The organism is Anaerosacchariphilus hominis (assembly GCF_014290175.1).
Classification (GTDB): Bacteria; Bacillota; Clostridia; order Lachnospirales; family Lachnospiraceae; genus Laedolimicola; species Laedolimicola hominis.
Genome location: NZ_JACOOR010000031.1, coordinates 1 through 542, shown reverse-complemented (window position 1 = coordinate 542; position 542 = coordinate 1). Strand labels below are relative to the sequence as shown.

Here is a 542-nt window from a genome sequence, read left to right as displayed (position 1 = left end):
ATTGTTTGCAAGGTCTTTTGAAGCCCGTTGCCGGACTTCGTTGCCGACACCCTCTGTCTGGCTATTTTCATGTATGGAGGATAACTGCCTATGGCAAAAAACAAAACAGAGATTCATGTTACAACGGTATTTGACGGGGAACTGGACGCAACCGATGTGTTCGTCAGCCTGATTTCCCAGAAATACGGAAAGACAAATACGAAAGAATATCTTGCTAAAAGGAAAGATATGAGCTATAATGAAGATGAGGTTCAAAAGAGCCAGATACCGTCTGGATTGTGTGGGTAAATGGCTATGATGAATGAAATGGAATACAGAACAATAGGTTCGGCACTTGCCAGGGGTTATCGTGCAGCGGTCTATTGCAGACTGTCAAAGGACGATGACCTGCAAGGCGAAAGTGCCAGTATCGCAAACCAGCGTGATATGCTGGAAAAATACTGCGAAAAGCAGGGATGGGAGGTTGTGGCAGTCTATCAGGACGATGGCTTCACAGGTCTTAATATGGAGCGTCCTGATTTACAGAGAATGTTGAGAGCCAT

2 protein-coding genes and 1 pseudogene are annotated in these 542 nt (G+C 45.2%); 2 read left to right on the top strand and 1 reads right to left on the bottom strand.

Annotated elements, in window-relative coordinates:
- Positions 1-117: pseudogene (locus tag H8S44_RS16760) on the bottom strand (tweety protein); the annotation flags it as partial.
- Between H8S44_RS16760 and H8S44_RS16195 the strand changes: the two are divergent.
- Both H8S44_RS16195 and H8S44_RS16190 read left to right on the top strand, forming a co-directional pair.
- Positions 91-288, top strand: coding sequence for a hypothetical protein (locus H8S44_RS16195; RefSeq protein ID WP_003020324.1), 198 nt, complete (start codon positions 91-93; stop codon positions 286-288). The pseudogene H8S44_RS16760 and the gene H8S44_RS16195 sit on opposite strands and share 27 nt — an antisense overlap.
- A partial coding sequence (locus H8S44_RS16190; protein ID WP_186997575.1) for a recombinase family protein occupies positions 289-542 on the top strand: 254 nt, incomplete at its 3' end.